The sequence below is a fragment of the Chryseobacterium sp. LJ668 genome, from assembly GCF_019613955.1.
Classification (GTDB): Bacteria; Bacteroidota; Bacteroidia; order Flavobacteriales; family Weeksellaceae; genus Chryseobacterium.
In genome coordinates, this window is the sequence record NZ_CP080443.1 from 1,400,917 (window position 1) to 1,419,392 (window position 18,476).

Consider the following 18,476-nt stretch of genomic DNA (forward strand, 5'->3'; position numbering starts at 1 on the left):
CTTTTTATATTGGAAGAATATTTTGGAAATGAACTTGTAAAAAAGTTCGAGGAAATGATGGAGAATAATGATGAATTCTACTTCGATACAGAAGAATTAGATGATATCATTGTCTATTATCTGGAGCTGGGAGATTTTAATTACGCCGATATGGCGGTAACTTATGGTCTCAAGCTTCATCCCAATTCTTTGGATATCAAGATAAAAAAACTTGAGGTACTCTTAGAATGGGAAGATTATAATACAGCGAAGGAAATGATCGATGAGTTAAAAGGTTCTTCTATGGAGAATACAGACTTTTTGGTATGCTACGCAAAGTATTATTCGAATTTAGGAAATCCTAAAAAAGCAATTGACATCTGTAAGAAAGCTTTAGAATTAAATGAGGAAGAAAACTTTCTTAATAATTTTATTGCAGACGAATATGTCAATTTAGGAGATCCTTTTAACGCTCTTAAACATTATCAGCAGGCATTAAAAGATGATCCTACGGATGAATATTCCCTGGAAAATGCGATGATCTGCTTTAGTGATCTGAATAAGAGCGAGGAAGCAATAGTTTTTCTGAACGATTATCTCGATAATTTTGCATATTCAGAGGTGGCTTGGAGCGAATACGGACAGTTTTATTTTAACAGGAAAAACTATGAAGAAGCCATTAAAGGGTTTGATTATCTGTTAGCAATTAATTCCAGCGCTGTCGGTGTTTATGCAAGTAAAGCCGCCTGTTATGAAGCCCTGAATCAGTACAAAAAAGCAGTCGAAATTTATGAAGAAATGCTTGAGCTGGAATATACAAAAGCATTTACGTTTTATAAAATAGGATTGTGCTATAAAGCTTTAAAGCAGCCTACAATAGCATTAAGTTATTTTCAGAAATCACTACGGGAAGATCCTCAGTTTTATCTGGCAATGATGGAGCAGTCTTACTTATATGAAGAAATGGGTGGAATGCCGGAAGCGCTGCATTTTGCAAAAGAAGCTACATTGTTGAATGACAGCAACCTGGATTATCAGAAAAGACTGGCGTTTTTATTCATTGATTCAGGAAAGTTTGAGGAAAGTCTTTCTTGCCTGAAAAAATTGGTAGATGCAGAGCCTTCAAGATTTTATAATTGGTATGCTTATACAGAAGTTTTGATGCTTTTAGGTGAATATGAAGAATCTATAAGTGTTCTGATTGCTGCTTTAGAACACCACAACCGTGCAGAATTGTATTATCAGATGAGCAATTGTTATTTTAATTTAAAAGATAGCAACAAAGGCGCAGAATCATTGCAAAAAGCATTGAAACTGGATCCGTCATTAATTACTGATATGCAGAAAAAATATCCTTACATCAAAGATGAGGTAAGAAAGGTGAAAGCTAAAGTGAAGAAAAAAAATTAAGCTGAAAAACTGAAACGTAAATTTTAAATATTTAAATAAGAGAAATTTAAAATCAAATAAATAATCCTGCAGCAATGTGGGATTTATTTTTTTGCAACGGCTTTGGCTCTTAAAAAGATCAACCCAGCAATAATAATACTTGCGCCAGCAAATTGTAAAACCGTCAGCTTTTCACCATCTAAAATTCCCCAAATGATTGCAACAATCGGCATTAGCAATGTAACGGTCGATGCGAAAAGCGGAGTAGAGACTTTTAATAACCGATAATTCATCATCATCGCCAAGCCGGTTCCGAAAACAGATAATAAGCTTACAAACAGCAATCCGATCATGTTTTCTTTTGAAAAAGTAAATGTAGAAGCAAAACCTGTCGATAATAAAGAAACAAGTGAAGGGAGAAATAAGATAAAAGAAAATACAAAAGCTGACAAAACTGTTGAAGATACATCCATCAGTTTAGATTTTACAGTTGTTGTACTGATCGCATAGCATAACGTGGCTAAAAGCAGAAGTAGGATGGGAAATATTTTAAATTTTGAATCATCGCCGCCACCGAAAGCAAGCAAACAAACCCCAGTAAAGCTGATGAAAATGCCGGTCATTTGTCTTTTGGTGGTTTCAAATTTCCAGAATAATGTTCCGACGATAATGACAAAAATGGGCATCATCGAATTGATAATTCCTGCAATGCTGCTGCTGACTTCTGTCTCAGCAATAGGAAATAAGAACATCGGAATAAAGTTACCCGTAAACGCTGCCAAAATAAGCCATTTTAAATGTTTTTTGGGAAACAGCTTGTATTTTGAAATGGCAATAGGCATCAAAATGATTCCGGCAATCAAAACTCTTAGTGCACCGACCTGATAGGGAGTGAAATGATCCAGCGATTTTTTGATCAAAATAAATGATGATCCCCAAATGATGCTGAGAATAACCAGAAGAATCCACTTTTCTTTATCTGCGTTCATTATTTTCGTGTAAAGTTTTTAAAAATTTTTTTTTGGAAATCATGGTAGCGCCTAAGCTTTCAAGATGCTCGGTGTGAGATTGGCAGTCGATTAATGCAAGCTGATCTTTGTGGGTTTCTACAAAATGGATAAAACCTGCTTTTGAAGCATTGCTCACTTTTGCAAACATACTTTCTCCGCAAAATACTTTCCCAACCAGTAAGCCATAAAATCCACCAACCAACTGGTCTTTTTGCCAGACCTCAATACTTTTAGCAAAACCAAAGTCGTGAAGTTTAACAAACGATTCTATCAGTTCATCAGAAAGCCATGTACCGTCTTGCCCCTTTCGATCAACTTCCCGACAGTTTTTGATAACGTCCCTGAAATTTTTATTTTCCGTAAAAGTAAAAAGATTGCTTTTTAAAATTTTTCTCATCGATTTGGAAACTTTCAGGTCATTCGGGTAAAGTACAAATCTTGGATCCGGGCACCACCAAAGAATTTCCTCATCGGGATTAAACCATGGAAAAATACCGTTCTGATATGCAAACCAGATTCTTTCTACAGACAAATCTCCACCGAAAGCAATTATGCCTTCATGTCCGTCGTAATGCTGAGGATTGGGGAATGAGATTTCGTTGGGGTCTAATCGGATCATAGGTGAAAAAAATCCCACTTTAAAAAGCGGGATTGTATTTGATTGTATGCTTTAATTAAAAAGGTAAATCATCGTCATCGTCTCCGGCAAAAGGATTCTCATTAGAAACCGGTGTTGCTGCTTGCTGCGATGAAGCCTGAGTAGGTTCTGAACCCGTTGCGTTTTCAAAAACTTTTTCAACTTTCCATCCTGTAATAGAATTGAAGTATTTGGTTTCTCCCTGTGGTGAAACCCATTCTCTTCCTCTTATGTTGATTGCCACCTTCACATTTTCACCTTCAGTTACATTATCCAGTAAATTTATTTTATCAGATAAAAACTCAATGTTAATAGGCTGAGGATACTGCTCCTGAGTTAAAATAACCATTTCTCTTTTCTGAAAACCACTTGTAAATGTTTGAACTTCAGAGATTTTCTTTACCGTTCCTTGTAATTCCATATCGTAAATATTAACTTTGTAAAAGTAGTAAATTGAAATGTAATAAAAATGCCTCGCAGATAAATTTTGCAAAAAAATATTTTTTTTCCTGAAAACTCTTGCAAATAAAAATAATTGCCCTATATTTGCACTCACAAAAACGAAAGAAGTTCTTTAAAATAAACTCAATAATAATGCGGATGTGGTGTAATTGGTAGCCACGCCAGACTTAGGATCTGGTGCCGTGAGGCGTGGGGGTTCGAGTCCCTTCATCCGCACAAATTATGCGAAAATAGCTCAGCTGGTAGAGCACAACCTTGCCAAGGTTGGGGTCGCGGGTTCGAGTCCCGTTTTTCGCTCCACACCATGCCCTGGTGGTGGAACTGGTAGACACGCAGGACTTAAAATCCTGTGTCCGCAAGGACGTACGGGTTCAAGTCCCGTCTGGGGTACTTTAAAAGCCTGATAATCGTTTGATTGTCAGGCTTTTTTGTTTTAGCGTGCAGTAAATGTGCAGTAATTTTATTTTTACTTGGCTTCCTCAATAGCATAAAAGTATGATTAAAGGATCTAGATATTTTTAAAATTCTAGAAAAGTTGCAGAATCAATTATATCTCAGATTCTATTTCAATCTCATTTTCTATTCTAATCAGTTCGTAAATCGGAATATTAGAGCCTAATATCTCCAATGAAACGGTTAAGGCATACGGAATCTCCTCCTTATCTAGATCCCAGCCCTGATGACCTAAAACAGCAATATGAATCTCTTCAGGTAATTCATATGACTTTATAATTGCCCAATCTTTTTGCAAAGAACTTCGATTCCTATTAATATCTTTAACTGCACCCCAGTTTGATTGTTCTCGGATTTTGAATTGTATTACCTCACTAGAAAAATTCTCATCTGATTCTCCATCATGTACAAAATCACTTAAAGTACGCTTTCTAAAGTCGTCGTAAGTATCATTTAAATTTGAGCATTTCCATTCTAACCAAGTTGATAGATATGATTTAGTCTTTTGCCTAGTTCTTCTATTTTTGGCTGTAAATCCTAACGTGATCTCTAATAAGACATCATATGAATCTCCAGGATCTCGAAGCTCGGCAGGAATTTTTAGCGAATAAATTTGTGCTTCCTTGGCTTTAACAAAATTAGTATTGTATAATGTTATTCTATGTTCAGTGTTATTAGTTACTCTTTCTAGTGAAGGTATGCCGTAACCAAAATGTTTTATGCTAACGGTAGTAGGATTATAGAAATGGTCATTTGGCAATCTTGCCCCCTGTACTAGTAGAGCCCTTATTAAATTAACATTTTCGTCTTTATACAGTTTAGAAAGTTCCGCAGCAATGTGAGTAACCTTCGGCGTGGCATAAGATGTCCCGACACTCTCTTGATTAAAGGCACTCCCTCCATCTGTAGTTGTTCGCAAAAGCTCCGATGATGTATCCTTATAACTTATTGTAAATAAACCATTTTTAGATACTTGCATCCCTCCACCATATTCAACAACATCTGGCTTAATGTGTCCCCAAATGCCAGTTCCTATTCGAGAGTAAGGAGCGACCTCATTTTCGTTACCTATTGAAGCCCAATCAACATTGTCTAACGAAAGATGGTTAATTGATCCTACAGAAATGGAGAAGCTACTTTGAGCAGGGTTTGCAAGCCTACAATAATTTCGTTCTAAATAATGTGGATATGGATATTTATTCAAAGAAAGATAGTGTTTTATTACATGTGAGTTTATATTGCCAACAGCATTAATAAATAATACATTTCTTTCGTAAATCAATTTATCAAGCATTGCCGCCCAATTGCTCATATGTTTAGTCCTGAAAGATGCTGTCGAAGAAATCGAAAGATTAAAGATTTTACAATCATCATTTTCTTCAACAATTCTTTTCATTAACTCCGCAGGGAAATGGTGTTCAAAATTATTGTTATGATCGAGAACTCTCAGGTTACGTACAAAAAATGGTAATTTGTACTCAGAAGTTAAATTAGACAATCCTTTTGGATATAATGCTGCTCCAGCGACTTTTGTACCATGTCCCCCTCTACTTACTTTATCAGCTGTAGAGCTATCACTTGTTAAATATGATCGTGAATTTTCAGGCTTAATTGCTGAACTTAAATATTTATGTCCTTCCATAATACCACTATCAATAATGCCTATTTCAGGAGAATCTTCTTCTGGTGGCAATATCTCCGCATTACAATCCAATGTTTTAGCTTCAATTCCTAAGTCAGAATTAATTGATTCAATTTCTCCGACTTCGAAAACAAAAGGATAATTTATTACAAGATCTTTCAATCCCCTTCCCGAGAGAGAGATATGGCAACCAAAACTATCCTCAAGATCAATCAATCCACTGTGTAGTTCGGCGTTATAAAAACGTATGAATTTAAGAAAATGTGCTTCTCTTTCATCATACTTTAACATCCTATCATCATATTGCTGGTAGTACTTCGCTAACCTTTTTTTACCACCATGCTTAGTTGCATCAGGCATCGCACCTAATGGCATATCGAAGGCGATAGAAACTTCTAATTTGTATATTTCTTCATCATTAATCGTTTCCCATTTTTTCTGAAGCTCTGGAGTTAGAATGTGCTGAGGTTTCCAAATTTTTCTATCTCCAGTTATTATTTGCCAAAATTCGGCAATCTTTTCACCACCTCTTTCTTGTGAGAAAAAAAGTGAAATTTTTTCCTGTAAACTTCTTAGACTATCAGTGGATGCTCCAATTATAAAACCGTCATTTTCTTCGGATATAATTTCAATGCCAAATTTATGTAAATCAAAATTTGCATCAGAAAACAATGAGGGATTTAATTGCAGATAAACAGGGAAAACATCTGCTGCCAATGGTGCAAGATTCAATTCTTCTCTCTGCACAATGTACCCAGTCCATTCCTTGTTCAAAATGGTTGTTTTCCGTAATAATTCTATACTATACTCTTTCCTATTACTTTTATTTTTTAATGTTTTAGGGTTTATAGGAATTATACTTCTATCAAATTTTGCTGTACCAACTATCTTTTCCGAAAATTTTAGATGAGGGAATTTATTCATTTGTATCTTATCTGTTTAAGGCGAGGTTCTCTTCCAAAGCATTGTCTAAATCTTGTACCGAAATGTCTTTTTGAGAGTTTATGACTGCTTTCTTAGCAGCATCATTAGCAATTTTCACGATAATCGCATAAGACAAGCCTAACATGCTAGTTGCATATTCACTGAGATCTATTTCGGAACTTAAATTTAGTGCTGAAAAAGACATCCTCAGCAATTCAATGATTTCTTTGTCCGTTGGTCTTGGAAATTCTATAAAGTCATCAAATCTCCTGAAAAGTGCTTTGTCTAAACTCCCTTCTAGATTTGTGGTTGCAATAAGAATTCCTTCTCCATCATATTCTTCTAAAAGTCCTAAAAGAATATTAACAATTCTATGAATTTCACCTACATCATTTGACTTAGTATCTCTTTGCTTTCCAATTATGTCAAATTCGTCTAGTAATAAAACACATGGGTAATCTTCCATACTTTCAAATAGACTTTGTAGATTTGAAGCAGATTCGCCTAAATATGAGGATATAATCGAATCGAATCGTACCTTATAAAAAGGTAATCCTAATTCCCATGCAATTCTTTCGGCAGCCATACTTTTACCACAACCGGAAGAACCATAAAGCAATATTTTTTTTCGTGGTTTCAAGCCGTGATGCGCCAATCTTTCTCTGCCTAGATATTCTTTTTCAATTCGTAAAATTTTGGTTTCAACATCCGGTGTTAAGATCATTTGATGTCGCAGTTTGTCATGATCCAAATGTGAAGCTAATGGTAATTTATAGCGTCTATCAACGGGTACTTTGTAAATTTCTTTTGCTAGCTTTAAGACAGGTTGGTTAAATTCAATCTTTGATTGATTAGTGATCAAAATAGAATTTAGTTTTTCAGCTAATTTTACATGTCCTTTTTTCCTTTCTTCTTCAATAATACTATATGCAACTTTCATCAAAGAAGTATTTTTGTCTCCTTCGATAGTTTTAAAAAGTCGTGTTAGTAATTCCTGATTCATTAGATTTTATTATTTTGCAAAATTACAAATAAGCTTTAAGTACTTGATAAATAAATTCATAAATAAAAAATAATATTAGTGAAAATTTCGCTAATACTCTAATTTAATTTTCCAAATTATTTGGCAGCTATATTGTTAAAGCATTTTTTGCCTAGGTAGCCCAATTTCATGTTCCTGTGGATAAGGTTTTCTAAACGTCATGCTTACATCTTCCTTTAAGCTTCTTGCTGCTTCTCCAGATTTTTCCTTGTCCATTGAATATCGAGGGTCAGGAATAAACGGCATCTTTGCCATCTTATGAATTGTAATCGTTGGAAAATGAAAATCAACTTCCACAGTTCCGAGAAGTAAATAACAACCACCTCCCTGAAAAGGATATTGCTCTAAACAGTTGGGAAAATGTGCTGTATCGAAGTATTCTCCTTCAGCATCAATCCATGTTCCGAAAAACATTGTCCCTCGTTTAGTAGGCACATGCTTTCGAGAGATTAAGTACGCCAACATTTTAACTTGCCGTTTATGGTGCTTTACAAGATCCTTTGCCATCACACTACCACGGTATTTAGTTTGAAGAAGATCAAAAGGCGAATGGGAAACCGGAAAACCAAGAATTTCAATTTCGTCAAAATCATCTTCAAAAGGAAGTCTCTTTATTTCCGGAAGCTTGTATTCCCGTTGTGGCTCTTCAAGCAAAGTTAAATGCCTATATTCAGGCTTAGAATTAGTCAGCAGAAATCTAGCTTGTATAAGTAATTCGTGCTTTTGTTTTCCTGTAAACCTGAATGCTCCAACAAAGATCAAAGTTTGTATGGTTTCAATACCAATGGGGATTCTTTTTATTAAATTTTCTAGCGATGTGTATTCCCCATTTTTCTTTCTTTCAGTAGGAATCATTTCAGCAAGACGAACTTCCAGACTTTCGATGTGCATCAATCCTAAATAAACATCTTTATCATAAACAGTAGTTTGAAACTCACTGCGGTTTACACAAGGATTGTTTATTATTGCCCCTGACATTTTAGCTTCATGTACATAGACTTCTGTTCGATAGAAACCACCACCATTATTAATAGCACACACCATAAACTCAATAGGATAATAAACTTTGAGATATAAACTCTGATAACTTTCAACCGCATAAGAAGCCGAATGAGCCTTACAAAAAGAATACCCGGCAAAAGATTCGATCTGTCTGTACACTTCTTTGGAAAGCTGTTCAGGATGTCCAAGTTGCTTGCAGGATTCGAAGAAGTGATCTTTTACTTTTTGCAATGCTGTCAAAGACCGTCCTTTTCCGCTCATAGCTCTTCTTAAAACGTCACCATCAGGAGCGGAAAGACCTCCGAAGTGGAGAGCGATTTTAATTACATCTTCCTGATAAACCATAATTCCATAAGTCTCTCCAAGCTCTTTTTTAAAAACATCATGAAAGTATTCAAATTTCGTAGGATTATTATGCCTGAAAATGTATTCTTTCATCATTCCACTCTGTGCTACACCCGGACGGATGATCGATGATGCAGCAACCAATACTTTATAATTCTCACACTTTAATCTTCTTAGAAGACCACGCATCGCCGGACTTTCGATATAAAAGCATCCAATTGTTTTTCCGATGCTCAAGAATTCATTACATCTTGCTTCATTTTTAGAGATCGTTGTATCTTTAATGTCAACTGTAATCCCTTTTTTTTCTTTTATAAGATCAACAGTATCTTTGATTGTCCCCAACCCTCTTTGAGAGAGAATGTCAAATTTTTCGAATCCTATATTTTCAGCAACGTGCATGTCAAACTGAACAATGGGAAATCCTTTTGGTGGCATTTCCAGAGCCGTAAAATTTGTGATTGGTTCTTCAGAAATAAGAATACCACAAGAGTGCATACTTCTTTGATTAGGAAATTTTTCAAGTAGTTTTCCATATTTATGAACAAACCTGAATACGGAATTATCATCATGCTCACTCATAGGTCTTGTTGCAAGAGAATCAAGTTCTTCTTTCGGTAAACCAAAAGCTTTTCCTACTTCCCTGAAAATGGAACGGTACTTAAATTCTACATTTGTTCCACAAAAAGCAACGTGATCTTTACCGTATTTTTGAAAGATGTATTCTAAGATGATGTCTCTCGTCTGCCAACTCCAGTCAATGTCGAAATCCGGTGGCGTTTTCCTATTAAGATTCAGGAATCTTTCAAAATATAAATCAAGCTCCAACGGACAGATGTCTGTAATTCCTAAACAGTAGCTTACAATAGAATTTGCACCGCTTCCCCTGCCAACATGCATAAATCCCATTTTGCTGCTGTACTGCACGATATCCCAAGTGATAAGAAAATAGCCGCTAAATTTTAATTCGTCAATTACCGCCAATTCTTTCTCTACTCTCGCTTTAGCTTCAGCATTGTCACAGGAGTATCTTTTTTCTAAACCTTCGTACGCGAGTTTTGTAAGAAGTTTAAAATCGTTCTCACGGCTGTCAGTAAAGAATCTTTTGTTCTTAGGTGTTGAAAAATCAAATTTAAAACTGCACTTTTCAATCAATTTAGCTGTATTGGCAATTATTTCCGGAAGATTTTCAAACGCTTTCAAAATCTTCTTCTTCGGTAAAAATGTTTCCGTTTTTCCACAACAGTCTTTTTCGGTAAGCATTGAGATAAGTGTATTGTTATCTATAGCCCTGAGAATACAGTGCAGATTATATTCCTGCTTTGTTTTAAAAGTAACAGGTTGTAAGATGACCATTTTTCCAACCAGTTTTTTCAGTTCAGGTTTGAAGATAAGATTAATTTCTTCAGATCGTATTCCAATGTATTCATCTTCTGAAAGTTCTTCTGGAATATTATGGATGGGGTAAATAATGATGGTGTTCTTAAGTTTTGGGTTATGTTTAGGAATTTCAACCTCATCACAATTGTAAGCAGTGAGCATTCTGTTGATCTCACCAATTGCTGTTTGATTCTTTGCAAGGCAAATGTATAATTGCTCATCTTGTACCCTGACATCAACTCCAACAATAGGTTTTATTGAATGTTCTTTACATAGATTGTAAAAATCATAGATTCCGGTAATGGTGTTGATGTCGGTTAAAGCTAATGCTTTAAGCTTGAACTCTAGTGCCTGCTGAACCAATTCTTCGATAGAAATAGTTCCATATCGCAGGCTGTGATATGAATGACAATTTAGAAACATAATAAAATTTATTTTAGTAATCCTGAAGCCCGACCGACACTAGCAGTGCCGAACCTGTTTTTGATATTGTCCATTGTCTGATACAATGAGATCAATTCTTCAGTATCTTCGAACAGATTCATTTGATGACAACCGTGAACCAGTCCGGTAAACTTAACTCCTATCAACCGAATTCTTATTCGTCTTGTATATAGTTTCCTAAAAAGCTCAAGTACATATTTCAAAATTGAATGATCTGCTGATGTGTACGGAATTTTGCACTGCTTCGTTTCGGTATCGAAATTACTGTACCTGATCTTCACGACAATCACTGACGTAAGCCATTTTTCTGCTCTCAGTTGGTAGCATAATTTTTCTACCATGCCGGACAATATACTTCTCACATTAACAATATCTATGGTGTCCTGAGAAAATGTGTCTTCAGTAGAAATCGATTTTCTCTCTGAATACTGAACAACAGGCGTATCATCAATGCCATTAGCTTTCTTCCATAGATCACTTCCGCTTTTTCCGATGAGCCTATGCAAGACATCAACAGGCATTGCGGATAAAGTCTCTATTGTCCTAACTCCTAATCTTGATAAAAGTTGGTACGTTACATTACCGACCATTGGAATCTTCTTAACGGAAAGAGGATTTAAAAATGATTGAATGTTCTGTTCTTTGATCTCGAATCTTCCTGTAGGCTTTGATTCGCCTGTCCCTATTTTTGAAACAGTTTTGTTTGCTGACAAGGCAAAGCTGATTGGTAAACCGGTGTTTTTTTTAACGGCTTCAGCAATCTCAGTCGTCCATTTGTAACATCCAAAAAACTGATCCATTCCAGAGAGGTCAATGTAAAATTCGTCAATGCTAGCTTTCTCTAAAACGGGCACTCGCTCCTGAATAACATCAGTTACCATATGAGACATATTCGAATACATTTCCATGTCCCCTTTGATCACCCTTGCTTCCGGACATAATCTTAAAGCCATCTTAATAGGCATTGCGCTTCTAACCCCAAAGTATCTCGTTTCGTAAGAACAGGATGCTACTACACCACGATCTCCACCGCCGATAATTACAGGCTTATTCTCAAGTTCTGAGTTCTTCAGTCTTTCACATGACACAAAAAAAGTGTCTAAGTCCATATGTACAATCGAGCGATTCATTTGTCAAAATTAGATACTAATTATCTCAAAATAGTTATATTTGCTGGTATAAATTATACCAATGTCAATTTTTTCAGATAACATCAGGTTTCTAAGGGGTCAGAAAAATCTCTCTCAAGCAAAAACAGCAGAAGAACTTTTAATTACAAGAGAGCGGTATGCTAAGTATGAGGACGGTCGATCTGAACCGCCCATTGAAATCCTTTTGCGGATCTCTAAATACCATAAAGTGAGTATTGATTTGCTGGTTGCTATTGATATACAGAAATATCCGCTTGATGATATTGTTAAACTACCGGAAAACAGGATTGTCCTTCCAATCAAGGTTGACAAGACAGGAGAGAATAAAATTGAATTGGTAACTCAGAAAGCGAAAATGGGCTATGTAAATGGTTACGATGATCCTGAATTTATCGAAGCTCTTCAACATATTTCACTTCCGTTTTTGAGAAATGGGAAATTCCGGGCGTTTCCCGCTGAAGGTGATTCGATGCCACCGTATAATGACGGGACATATTTCGTTGGGAAATACATTGAAAGCCGGGATGATTTAAAGAAGGGAAATACTTACATTTTTGTTACAAAGGATGGAATCGTTTACAAGCGTTATTCAGCTCAAAACGATAAAGGAAACTTTGTAAAATCAGACAATCAATTTTACGAACCGTATGAAATTGAATGGGCAGAGGTTAGAGAAATTTGGCAGTTTGCTGCAAGCATTAATACTAAAGAGCTGACCGTTGAAAATTTTGAATTTCAGACAGTGAAAAATATGTTCGAAGAAATTAATGCAGGAATTAAATACTTAAAAACATATTCATAAATCTATTACTATCTCTAATTTCAATTTCCGCAGTAGTTCTGTCACAAAGAAAAATAGTCATTTGCAAAGGGATACTAAATGATCTTTCAATAATATAATTTAGTTTAGTTTATGAATTCATGCTAAAATCAAGCTATATCAGTGCGACTATAAAATTTATCTAATAGTTGTGATGAAATCATGTGGCAAGAAATTGAAATTCTAATATAGCTACCCAAAATAAGGTTCTACTTTAAAACATTATCTTACGGTTTTTGATATGAAGTATTTTATCTCGCTCCATCTTTTTGATTGTTCTGATGGTTGTTTCTATGCACAGACCCGTAAGTGAAGCCAATTGTTGTCTTGTAAGGGGAACTTCAAATGTATACCGTTCTTGATTTTCCTGTTCTTTCTTCATCATTTCTATGACTTCCTTTAATCTCTCGGCCGCATTATGACTTGATATTTTTTGCATTAAAACAAACTTTCTGTATAGTCGCTCTGAAAGAGATTTACAGACTTCGATGTAAATGTCAGGATGTAAAGCTAAATAAGAAAATAGAGTAGTTTTGCAAACCTTCATGATGGTACATTTAGTCAAAGCAATAGCATTTATAGGATATGGCTTTTCCGTAAAAAGCATCGATTCTCCTACTGCATCTTCATTGGTTAAAATGTTTTGAATGAATTCTTTTCCGTCAGTGTTATAATTGTTTAGTTTCACATCGCCTTTTACTACCTGATAGTAGAACTGCGGGCTGCCGCTCTCACGGAAGATATAATCTCCGGGGTTATAATCTTCTTCTGTCGCTCCCATGGAGTGCAGAAGTTCTTCTTTGATAGACATAATATAATTTTTATGGTTGGTGTAGGAATATTGCCGTATACGATGTTCAGCGGAGTACGAACATCGTCATCCTGTATGTTACCAAATTTTTATGGCAACAATTTAAAGAGAAAGTATAAAGCGTGTCATGAAGATCAGGTGTATTGTCTCTTGCATTTTTATGTACGAGACGACTTCGCTTCTAAAGATTGCCATTGCTCCTTAGTTAGATCGGAGACGAGATATTAAATCGTTAACAATAAGTATTTTAGAAAGATACAATAATAAATTAGACATAACGTAATATTTCGAATCATAATATTAATTATTAATATCGACCGTTTTTTCTGATAGTTTCGTAAATTAGTAGGTACGGTTTTCACAATCAGTTTACTGTAATTTATAATCGACATTAAGTTAAATTAGCAGAAAGAATGTCTCAAAAAACGATTAAATAAGTTAGATAACTAATAGTTTAATTTGTTTACATCAGCTCTGATTCAGAAGGGGCTGCAGCACGATTTAAGTGCAACTAAAGATTCCCTTACCTGCAACCACATTAGATAGGGTTTTGTTTTAGAGTAAGCAGATGTAAAACTCAGATTTTCTCAATATCCAAAAAATGCGTAATTTTATCGTGAGGAGAAAAAAATGAAAAAATTATTTGACTACATAAATAGTCATTCGACAGAAGGGATTTCAGAGCAAGATTTCGAACTTGTTAAAAAGTACTTTATCCCTAAACGACTACGAAAAAAGCAATACTTTTTACAAGAAGGTGAAGTATGTAAATATTTTGGCTTCATTTTGAGTGGTGCAATGCGTCAGTATACCCTTGATGAAAAGGGATCTGAGCATATTTTACAATTGGCTGTCGAAGACTGGTGGGTCGGAGACCGTGAAAGTTGGACTTTGTCCAAACCATCTATTTACAACATCGATGCTTGGGAAGATACAGAATTATTACTGATGTCACACGCTAATTTGTTAGAGTTGGTTCAACGTTTTCCTGCTTTTGCTGCTACTAAGAAAATGATGGACGACAGGAATAATATTGCCAGCCAAAGGAGAATTACATCAACTATAAGTTCAACGGCCGAAAAACGCTACACAACTTTTCTTGATTGTTATCCGGAGTTGGCAGAACGATTTCCCCAGCAACAAATAGCATCGTATTTAGGCATGACGAAAGATACTCTAAGCCGCATAAAGGGTAAGCTTATGAGGTAAGAATAAGACCACAGTTGTTAAAAAGTAGATCTACATCTACTTTTTTTTTAGTTATATGTCATTTTTATTTTAAGGGATATGGTTGAATTTTGTAAAGAGAGATCCAAGGGTTATTGACTTATTGTTTCAATTCATGACATCTTAGTTGTTCAATTATATTTTTAGTTATAGATAGCTAATTACAAATGTCGTCACTTGAAAAGGTATAGTCAAGCAATTCCTTGTCTCATCATTAACTTAAATTAAATATCTATGAGCAGTTTACCAATTCGTGACAAAGAAAAAGATCATTTGCTTACAGCAGAAAATGCGCTATTGATCGTAATTGATTACCAACCACCACAAGTTAATTCTATTGGTTCGATGGACAGACAAACATTAGTGAACAACATATGTGGTACGGTAGAAGCGGCTAAATTATATGGGATGCCTATCGTAGTATCCTCTGTAAATGTAGCGACAGGACTAAATAAACCAATAATTCCCCAGTTGCAAAAGCGTTTGGAAGGTATTACACCTATCGACAGAACTGGCGTTAATGCGTGGGAAGACAAAGAATTTGTAGAAGCTGTAAGGGCAACAGGCAGAAAGAAGCTAATTATTGCCGCATTATGGACGGAGGTTTGCCTTGCATTTCCAGCTTTGGATGCCTTGAAAGAAGGCTTTGAAGTTTATGTGCCAGTAGATGCTGTTGGCGGCACTTCGGTGGTTGCCCATGATGCGGCAATCCGACGCATGGAACAAGCAGGTGCAGTATCTATCAGCACGGCACAATTGTTTTGCGAATTACAGAGAGATTGGAGCAGGACAGAAACTGTTACAGGCTTCATAAAGCTATACATTGAAACTGGTGGCAACGCAGGTATTCAGTTTTCAAATGACACCGCAGAAAAAAAGTAAAAACAAAAAGGAGCCTTCTTCATTGAAGGCTCCTTTTTGTTTCTTTATAAATAATAGTTATTTTGACGCTTTCCACCAAAAGGGTTAATCAATTTAATACTTATCTCCAATTATCGTAATACGTAGTTTTTATTATTGTCGAATAGTTGCTTTTTACTTAGATTCTACTGTAAAGTTTAGCAGTTGTGCGATATTAAACTCAAGGATAAGGTTTATGTTCAGTGATGATCTTCGGTAAAGGATTTTAGAAAAAATACCCGCAATAATATCGTGGGCATTTTACAAGTATTCCAACAGTTTTATTTTGTTAGAACGGTTACAACTTTATCTATGACACCATCATTATTGTAATCTTTATCAAAATAATCCACGTAGCCTTCATCAAAACTCTCTATCTCTAATTGCGTATTGCTAACCGATTTCACCTTATAATCAGCATCACCGTAAAATGTGATCATTTTAGAACCTGAATTGTAAGTCCATTGACCATCATCATTAGTCGGCGTATCTAAACACGCGCCATTCTGCGTACTTTTATACATCCTAATGTTCAGGAAATTGTTTGCCTTCAATTGATATAAATTTTTGCCGGAACAATCAGGATTTGCAGAACCTATCTGCTGACCATTTAGGTTATTGATGAAGAGATATTTCGATATTTTCCAGTCTCCGATTAACGCATTAGCACCTGGTGTTTCTTCCGGAGTGTTATCATCATTGCTGCTGCAAGAGAAATTAAAAACTGAAGCCGTTATAAGGCTGAGAATAAAAATTGTTTTTTTCATGTAAAAGATTGTTTATGTATTTATGACTTTATAGATTTGCTTCTGAGCTATTGACTTAATCCACTCTTGATAGATTGAGATGTCATAATCAGAAGAAAAAATATCTCCTGACCTTGCGTGATTAAAAATACCTCGATTGGCTTTAGACACGATTGTTGGTACTTCGTAATTGAGTGTATAGTGCTTAACCATTATGTCGTAATTAGATTTATCTATCGATTTACGTCCACCATAATATTTTATAGCATAAAATAAATCCGCAAATAAGTTTGATAAGTAAGTGAAAATATTAATTGGAACAAATCTTCTTGCGAAAAGTAAATTATGAAGTTCTTGATCAGACAAATCCTGCGGTGAATATTGTAATCCAAAGGAATATGATTTTTTCTGAATCTCATTCAAGCTGTGGATTATTATCTTCGCATAGCTTTCATTGTAACACTTGGTTAAGTTTAAAATTTCGCTGTTATCTAAATGCAGCTGCAAAAATTTTATGATCTTATTTTCGTAAAAGGCTACTGCAAGTTCTGGATGCAATATTTCTTCACCTTGTCCACACTTTAAATATAGATTATAAAATTCTTTATCTAAAGGAAGCTTTTTCTCTTCGGTTGAAGGTATTTCAAAACTATCAAAAAGAAAGTCGTTTAATAGTTTCTCTATCACATGATAATGTTCATCAACATTTTCAGGAAGTAAAGATGTCATAGATATCTGTTTTCAGGCACAGTCCCAATGCCATTATTAGAATGCAAAAAGCGTGGAACTACAGCTTAATTTGCAAGGAGAGGTTCTGGTTAACCTAATACTACAAACAAGTGTAGCCCACGCCATTACAGGCGAGGGCATTAACTCGTTCCGCAGTATTATTTGAAATGTACCAGATTTCTCCTTGCAGAATGAAACTAACGCTTCGTTATTTTTCGATAAATTTTAGGATGTAAATTTAACACTCTTAAAACATAAAAACGCACTATTATTTTATTTTTTTAAAAGAAAATGTTTCTATCATTGAGATATAGTAGAAAAACTATTAGATTTCGATGATCAGAATTTGGCTCCATTAAGAAGCAGATGTTAAGAAGGCAATAGTGTCCCCCGTTAATAAAATAATTTCTTTCGGTTCTCTCTTATATCTTTCCAGATTTTCGCTTTCCAAAATGATGTACGAGCCATCCAAATAAGATCTTAATGTTTTACCTTCGAGCGTTTTTGATTTTTCAAGTAGGTTTCTTAAATTGATGAGATCCTCCTGAATCTTTTCATCGGAAAAAATTGTAAGTAGGAGTTTTAGAGATAAATAATTGTATTCAGACCGGGGAATCTTTACTTGATCCTCTATTTGGTTGAAAAAATTTGAGTGTATAATCATATCACCTTGGTAGTTATGATGCTGTATTTTGCGTGAGAACTCTGGACTGTAAAAAAAGTTTTCGGAAACTGTACCATTATGCTCATTGATTAAATCCGCAGCAAGTCCGGCTAAGAATGATAGGCATAGCAAATCTATTTCAAACTGATTAAGATTTTCTGGATTTATTAGGTGTTTAAATAGCACCCCACCGTCTGAATGTATGTCGAAAGTTTTACTGTACTCAGGATCGATTGTAACATGGTGTATTTCGATAATATCACTGAATAGGTAACTGAGAAGGGCGTGTCCTGCTTCATAAAAAGCAACATCGTTTAATTTTGTTAGAGCCATCGGTTAAAGTTTCGCTCATAGTAAATATAAAAATTTTTTAGTAATCCTGATTACTGATCAAAAAAATGGTAGTTAAATTACTTTTTACACGCTCTCCTGTCGGCTTTTGCGGTTTCATCTTTGAACACGAAAATCATTTATATCTGGTGCTCATCATTTACTTGTGATTTGGTTCTTTCATCGGTTCACAAAATTTACCTAAATAATATTCATACGAAATTGATACGGTCGTAATTAAAAGATGGAAGGCGGGAAATAACCACGTAAAAGAAGTATTCAATTCTATAACTCTATACACAAGATAACATGTGCTAATTAAGATGCAAAAGCAAAACACTACCATTAATGATGGATAACACATACAGATTTTTCTATTTTTCATAATA

At 35.1% G+C, this 18,476-nt stretch carries 15 protein-coding genes and 3 tRNA genes; 7 read left to right on the plus strand and 11 right to left on the minus strand.

Going from position 1 to position 18,476, the window contains the following annotated elements; all coding sequences use genetic code 11:
* Positions 1-9: 9 nt before the first annotated feature.
* A complete protein-coding gene (locus K0U91_RS06595) occupies positions 10-1,389 on the plus strand; it encodes a tetratricopeptide repeat protein (protein WP_220178842.1) in 1,380 nt (459 codons plus the stop codon).
* An 83-nt stretch (positions 1,390-1,472) separates the two neighbouring features.
* On the opposite strand, the gene K0U91_RS06600 is transcribed toward K0U91_RS06595, so the two are convergent.
* From K0U91_RS06600 to K0U91_RS06610, 3 genes are read right to left on the minus strand one after another with little or no spacing between them, the layout of a single operon-like run.
* The gene (locus K0U91_RS06600; RefSeq protein WP_219969832.1) at positions 1,473-2,357 is read right to left on the minus strand and encodes a DMT family transporter; all 885 of its coding nucleotides are present in this window, start codon (positions 2,355-2,357) and stop codon (positions 1,473-1,475) included.
* Positions 2,344-2,997, minus strand: a complete 654-nt coding sequence (gene aat / locus K0U91_RS06605) for a leucyl/phenylalanyl-tRNA--protein transferase (protein WP_220178843.1) — start codon at positions 2,995-2,997, stop codon at positions 2,344-2,346. The genes K0U91_RS06600 and aat overlap by 14 nt, the downstream gene beginning before the upstream one ends.
* A 55-nt stretch (positions 2,998-3,052) precedes the next feature.
* On the minus strand, positions 3,053-3,436 hold the full coding sequence (locus tag K0U91_RS06610; RefSeq protein WP_219969830.1) for a DUF3127 domain-containing protein: 384 nt from the start codon (positions 3,434-3,436) through the stop codon (positions 3,053-3,055).
* A gap of 175 nt (positions 3,437-3,611) precedes the next feature.
* Here K0U91_RS06610 and K0U91_RS06615 point away from each other — a divergent pair.
* From K0U91_RS06615 to K0U91_RS06625, 3 genes are all read left to right on the plus strand, one after another.
* Positions 3,612-3,693 (plus strand) — tRNA-Leu (locus K0U91_RS06615).
* A gap of 8 nt (positions 3,694-3,701) precedes the next feature.
* Positions 3,702-3,777, plus strand: a tRNA-Gly gene (locus K0U91_RS06620).
* A 6-nt stretch (positions 3,778-3,783) separates the two neighbouring features.
* Positions 3,784-3,867, plus strand: a tRNA-Leu gene (locus tag K0U91_RS06625).
* 157 nt (positions 3,868-4,024) lie between these two features.
* Here the strand turns inward: K0U91_RS06625 and K0U91_RS06630 are convergent.
* From K0U91_RS06630 to dinB, 4 genes are all read right to left on the minus strand, one after another.
* Positions 4,025-6,496 carry a S8 family peptidase gene (locus tag K0U91_RS06630; RefSeq protein WP_220178844.1) on the minus strand — a complete coding sequence of 824 codons (2,472 nt, stop codon included), beginning with the start codon at positions 6,494-6,496 and terminating at the stop codon, positions 4,025-4,027.
* A 7-nt stretch (positions 6,497-6,503) separates the two neighbouring features.
* A complete protein-coding gene (locus K0U91_RS06635) occupies positions 6,504-7,499 on the minus strand; it encodes an AAA family ATPase (RefSeq protein WP_220178845.1) in 996 nt (331 codons plus the stop codon).
* A gap of 135 nt (positions 7,500-7,634) precedes the next feature.
* Positions 7,635-10,688, minus strand: a complete 3,054-nt coding sequence (locus K0U91_RS06640) for a DNA polymerase III subunit alpha (protein WP_220178846.1) — start codon at positions 10,686-10,688, stop codon at positions 7,635-7,637.
* Between the two features lie 8 nt (positions 10,689-10,696).
* Positions 10,697-11,839 (minus strand): DNA polymerase IV, encoded by a 1,143-nt coding sequence (dinB, locus tag K0U91_RS06645; RefSeq protein WP_220178847.1) that lies wholly within the window; start codon positions 11,837-11,839, stop codon positions 10,697-10,699.
* Positions 11,840-11,900: 61 nt separating this feature from the next.
* On the opposite strand from dinB, the gene K0U91_RS06650 reads away from it, so the two are divergent.
* The gene (locus K0U91_RS06650) at positions 11,901-12,662 is read left to right on the plus strand and encodes an XRE family transcriptional regulator (protein WP_220178848.1); all 762 of its coding nucleotides are present in this window, start codon (positions 11,901-11,903) and stop codon (positions 12,660-12,662) included.
* Positions 12,663-12,894: 232 nt separating this feature from the next.
* Here the strand turns inward: K0U91_RS06650 and K0U91_RS06655 are convergent, their stop codons facing one another.
* Complete coding sequence (locus tag K0U91_RS06655) at positions 12,895-13,491, minus strand: Crp/Fnr family transcriptional regulator (RefSeq protein ID WP_220178849.1); 597 nt, start codon at positions 13,489-13,491, stop codon at positions 12,895-12,897.
* A 630-nt stretch (positions 13,492-14,121) separates the two neighbouring features.
* On the opposite strand from K0U91_RS06655, the gene K0U91_RS06660 reads away from it, so the two are divergent.
* Positions 14,122-14,700 carry a Crp/Fnr family transcriptional regulator gene (locus tag K0U91_RS06660; protein WP_220178850.1) on the plus strand — a complete coding sequence of 193 codons (579 nt, stop codon included), beginning with the start codon at positions 14,122-14,124 and terminating at the stop codon, positions 14,698-14,700.
* Between the two features lie 252 nt (positions 14,701-14,952).
* Positions 14,953-15,600 carry a hydrolase gene (locus K0U91_RS06665; RefSeq protein ID WP_219970186.1) on the plus strand — a complete coding sequence of 216 codons (648 nt, stop codon included), beginning with the start codon at positions 14,953-14,955 and terminating at the stop codon, positions 15,598-15,600.
* A gap of 299 nt (positions 15,601-15,899) precedes the next feature.
* Here K0U91_RS06665 and K0U91_RS06670 read toward each other — a convergent pair whose 3' ends face one another.
* The 3 genes from K0U91_RS06670 to K0U91_RS06680 all read right to left on the minus strand — a co-directional run bounded on the left by K0U91_RS06670 (position 15,900) and on the right by K0U91_RS06680 (position 18,090).
* The gene (locus K0U91_RS06670; protein WP_220178851.1) at positions 15,900-16,385 is read right to left on the minus strand and encodes a lipocalin family protein; all 486 of its coding nucleotides are present in this window, start codon (positions 16,383-16,385) and stop codon (positions 15,900-15,902) included.
* A gap of 12 nt (positions 16,386-16,397) precedes the next feature.
* Positions 16,398-17,093 (minus strand): hypothetical protein, encoded by a 696-nt coding sequence (locus tag K0U91_RS06675; protein ID WP_220178852.1) that lies wholly within the window; start codon positions 17,091-17,093, stop codon positions 16,398-16,400.
* A 355-nt stretch (positions 17,094-17,448) separates the two neighbouring features.
* Positions 17,449-18,090 (minus strand): hypothetical protein, encoded by a 642-nt coding sequence (locus K0U91_RS06680; RefSeq protein ID WP_220178853.1) that lies wholly within the window; start codon positions 18,088-18,090, stop codon positions 17,449-17,451.
* Between the last annotated feature and the right edge of the window lie 386 nt (positions 18,091-18,476).